The sequence below is a fragment of the Streptomyces sp. NPDC058664 genome, from assembly GCF_042716635.1.
In the GTDB taxonomy this organism is placed as follows: domain Bacteria; phylum Actinomycetota; class Actinomycetes; order Streptomycetales; family Streptomycetaceae; genus Streptomyces.
Genome location: NZ_JBHXRW010000143.1, coordinates 1 through 4,798 on the forward strand (window position 1 = coordinate 1; position 4,798 = coordinate 4,798).

Below are 4,798 nucleotides of genomic sequence, written 5' to 3' on the forward strand. Positions count from 1 at the left end.
GCCTCGTCGAAGGCGGCGGCGAACACCTCGTACCGCTCGTGCAGTTCGCGTCCCATGCCCGCCCGCTGGCTGCCCTGACCGGTGAACAGGAAGGCGGCGCGGAGCTCGCCTTCCGCGACACCGCGCACCACCGACGGGTGCTCTCCGCCGGCCTCCAGAGCGGCCAGCGCAGCGAGTGCGGGCTCCCGCTCCTCGGCCAGGACGACCGCGCGGTGGGGCAGCGTGGCCCGTCCGGTGGCCAGGACCCGAGCGGCGACCCGCCGGGCGGTGTCCGGCCGGGCGTCGAGGTGGGCCGACAGACGACCTGCCTGCGCCCGAAGGGCCTCCGGGGAGTGCGCGGACAGCGCGAGGAGCGCCGTGCCCGGTTCCACCTCAGGCTCCGGGACCGGCTCCGCGTCCGGATCCGGTCCTTGTTCCAGGATGACGTGGGCGTTGGTGCCGCTGATGCCGAAGGAGGAGACGGCGGCGCGGCGCGGGTGACCGTCCCGGGTGGTCCACTCCTGGGGCCGGGTGAGGAGTTCGACGGCTCCTGTCGTCCAGTCGACGTGCGGGGACGGCTCGTCGACGTGCAGGGTGGCGGGCAGGACGCCGTGGCGCATGGCCTCGACCATCTTGATGATGCCGCCGACGCCGGCCGCGGCCTGGGTGTGTCCGATGTTGGACTTCAGGGAGCCCAGGTACAGCGGCCGGTCGTCCGGCCGGTCCTGGCCGTAGGTGGCCAGCAGGGCCTGTGCCTCGATCGGGTCGCCGAGCCGGGTGCCGGTGCCGTGCGCCTCGACGGCGTCGACGTCCGTGCCGGTGAGTCCGGCGGTGGCCAGGGCCTGGCGGATGACACGTTCCTGCGAAGGCCCGTTGGGCGCGGTCAGCCCGTTGCTCGCGCCGTCCTGGTTGACCGCCGTACCACGGACGACGGCCAGGACCCGGTGCCCGTTGCGACGGGCGTCCGAGAGCCGCTCCACCAGCAACAGGCCGACACCCTCCGACCAGCCGGTCCCGTCCGCACCCGCCGCGAACGACTTGCAGCGCCCGTCGGCGGAGAGCCCGCGCTGCCGGCTGAACTCCACGAAGGTGTCCGGCCGTGCCATCACGGTGACACCGCCCGCCAGGGCGAGGTCGCACTCACCGTTGCGCAGTGCCTGCGCGGCGAGGTGCAGGGCCACGAGCGAGGACGAGCACGCGGTGTCGACGGTGACCGCAGGGCCTTCCAGACCGAAGGTGTAGGCCAGCCGGCCGGACACCACGCTGGCCGTGTTGCCGGTGAGGACGTAGCCCTCCAGCTCCTGCGGTGTCCTGGCCAGCCGCGCGCTGTAGTCGTTGTACATGACCCCCGCGAACACCCCGGTCCGGCTTCCGCGCACGGCTCCGGCGTCGATGCCCGCCCGTTCGAAGGTCTCCCAGGCCGTCTCCAGGAGCAGCCGCTGCTGCGGGTCCATGCTAGTGGCCTCGCGCGGGCTGATCCCGAAGAACTCGGCGTCGAACTCGGCGGCCCCGTACAGGAATCCGCCCTCCCGGGCGTACGACGTGCCGATGTGGTCGGGGTCGGGGTCGTACAGTCCGGCCAGGTCCCAGCCCCGGTCGGCGGGGAAGGGGCCGATCGCGTCGGTGCCCGAGGCCACCAGCTCCCACAGCTCCTGCGGAGAGCCCACCTCGCCCGGGTAACGGCAGGCCATCCCCACGATCACGACGGGATCGTCCGAGACCGCGACGGGCGTCGCGACCGGCGCGGACGCGTCCGGACCGGTCGCCCCGTGCCCGGAGCCGCCCGGCAGCAGCCCCACCAGGAACGCGGCGAGCGCCTCGGGGGACGGGTGGTCGAAGACGGCGGTCGCGGGAATGCGCAGACCGGTGAGCGAGCTCAGGCGGTTGCGCAGCTCCACGCCGGTCAGCGAGTCGAAGCCCAGGTCCCGGAAGGCCCGGGAGGCGTCGATCGACACGGACGTGGCATGGCCGAGGACGGTGGCGACGGTGGTCCGGACGAGTTCGGCGACCGCGCGGTCGCGCTCGGCCGGGGGCAACGCGCCGGTCCGCCCGGCCCAGGACTCCGCGCCGCCCGTCCCTCCACCCGTCCGCCCGGTGGTCCGTCCGGCGGTCGTTCCCGCCGAGGCATGGCGCAGGGGTGTCCGCACCAGGTGCCGCAGCGGGGCCGGCAGGGGTCCGCCCGCCGCCCGCTCGCGCAGGGCCGCCGTGTCCAGCCGTACGGGGACGAGGGCGCCCGCCGCGTCGGCCGGGAGCGCGTCGAGCAGGGCGAGCCCCTCGTCACCGGTCAGCGGCGTGAAGCCGGACCGCGCCCAGCGCGCCCGCTCCGCCGCGTCCAGTCCGCCCGCCATGCCGTCCCCGGTGTCCCACAGGCCCCAGGCGAGGGAGACGCCCGGCAGCCCGGCGGCCCGCCGCCGCTCCGCGAGAGCGTCCAGGACGGCGTTGGCGGCGGCGTAGTTGGCCTGCCCCGCCGTGCCGGCGATCCCGCTGACCGACGAGAAGAGGACGAAGGCGGACAGGTCCAGGCCGGCCGTCAGCTCGTGCAGGTGGAGAGCGGCGTCGGCCTTGGGCCGCAGGACGGCGTCCAGGCGTTCACCGGTCAGCGACGCCAGCGTGCCGTCGTCCAGCGCCCCGGCCAGATGGAACACCGCCCCCAACGGGCGTTCCTCGGGTACGGACCCGACCACCCGTGCCAGCGCCGCCCGGTCGGTGACGTCCACGGCCGCGAACTCCACCTCCGCCCCGGCCGCGGCCAGCTCGGCCCGCAGCTCGTCGGCCCCGGGAGCCGCCCCGCCGGAACGACTGAGCAGCAACAGGTGCCGTACGCCGTGCCGCTCGACGAGGTGCCGGGCCAACAGCCGCCCCAGCGCGCCCGTCGCGCCGGTCACGAGCACGGTGCGGTGCGCGATCCCGGCCGACCCGACGAGCGTCGGCGCGTCCGGGGCGCTCCCCGCCGGGTCGCTCTCCGCCCGGACCAGCTTCGGGGCGAGCAACCTGCCGTTCCGAAGCGCCAATTGGGGTTCGGACGGTGACGCGGACCCCAACTGGTGGACCGTGCTCAGAATCCCGGGCCAGTCCGTTCCCTCCGCTCCGTCCGTGGTCGTCTCCAGATCGGGATCGAGGCCGAGGCCGAGGTCGAGGTCGAGGTCGACATCGGCCACGGCGAAGCGGTCCGGGAGTTCCGACTGGGCGGACCGTACGAGCCCCCACACGGCCGACGCCCACGGGTCGGCCACCTCGTCCCCGTCGACCGCGGCGACCGCGCCCCGGGTGAGCAGCAGCAGCCGCGCGTCCCGGAACCGCTCCTCGGCCTGCCAGGCGCGCACCTGTTCCAGGGCGTGCCCGGCCGCCGCACGGCCCGCCGGCACCCGGACCGCGACCACGGCCGGGACCTCCGGCCCCAGCTCGGCGACCGAGTCCACCAGAGCGACGGTGTCGGCCCGGGCGGGCGGGGCCACCGGGGTGACCGGCTCCCAGCGCAACCGATGCAGATCACGCGCCCGCCCGGCGGGCGCGTCCCACCGGGCCGGGTCCACGGGCAACAGCGCGAGCGCGTCGGCCGACAGGACCGGTCGCCCGTCCGGGTCCACGGCCGTCAGGCGGCCGTCCGCCGACCAGCGCACCCGCAGGACCGAGGCGCCCGTGGCGTGGAGTTCCACCCCGGACCAGGAGAACGGCAGCGGCATGCCGCTGCCGTCGGCCTCCCCGACCGCGCGGACGACCGACAGGTGCAGGGCGGCGTCGAGCAGCGCGGGATGGACCGCGAACCCGTCCGGCTCCAGGCTCCCCCGACTCGTCGTATACGTGTCCGTGTGCGCGTCCGTTTCCGGCAGCGCCAGCTCGGCGTACAGCTCGCCGCCGCGTCGCCAGCCGGCGCGGACACCCCGGAAGGCGGGGCCGTAGCCGTATCCGAGGGCGTCCAGCTCCTCGTACAGCGCGGTCGGATCCACGGGCTCGGCGCCCTGCGGCGGCCACGAACCGGCCCCTTCGGCATCGGGTGCGGAGGCACGGGCAGAGGTCAGCAGCGCGGTCGCGTGCCGGATCCACGTGTCCGAGCCGGCGCCGGACACCACGTCGTCCTCCACGTCCGAGACACGGGAGTGGACGGACAGGGCACGTGCGCCGTGCTCGTCGGGGGGCCCGACCGCCAGTTGCAGGCGTACCGGCGCGTCCCCGGCCAGGACGAGCGGGGCCTCCAGGGTCAGTTCCTCGACCCTCGGGGCGCCGGCCTGCTCACCGGCGGTCAGGACCAGGTCGAGGAAGGCGGTGCCGGGTACGAGGACCCGGCCCGCGATCCGGTGGTCCGCCAGCCACGGGTGGGTGGCGGTCGAGATCTGGCCGGGCAGGACCAGGCCGCCGTCCTCGGCCAGCTCGATCCGCGAGCCCAGCAGCGGGTGGCCGACCGGGGGCAGCCCCGTCAGCCCCAGGAGGCCCGGGGAGTCCACGGTGGTGGGCGTGGTGAGCCAGTGCCGCTCGCGACGGAAGCCGTACGTGGGCAGGTCGCCCGGGTGCGCGGGCCGACCGGGATACAGCACGGACCGGTCGAGGGCGACGCCGTGGGCGTGCGCGGTGGCGAGCGCGGTCAGGAACGTCGTCCGCTCGTCGCGGTTCCGGCGCAGCAGGGGCAGGGCGCCCGGAGTGCTCGCGCTCAGGGCGGCGTCGGGGCCCAGCTCGACCAGCACCCGCGTCCGGTCCGTGCCGAGGCTCCGCAGGGTCTCGACGGCGTGGTGGTAGCGGACGGTTTCGCGGATGTGGCGGGTCCAGTAGTCGGGGGTGGTGAGTTCTTCGGGTGTGGCGAGGGTGCCGGTGAGGGTGGAGATGA

At 75.5% G+C, this 4,798-nt stretch carries 1 protein-coding gene; it reads right to left on the reverse strand.

Features of this window, described 5'->3' with window-relative positions; genetic code table 11:
- A partial coding sequence (locus ACFWUY_RS40585; RefSeq protein ID WP_384121817.1) for a type I polyketide synthase occupies positions 1-4,798 on the reverse strand: 4,798 nt, incomplete at both ends.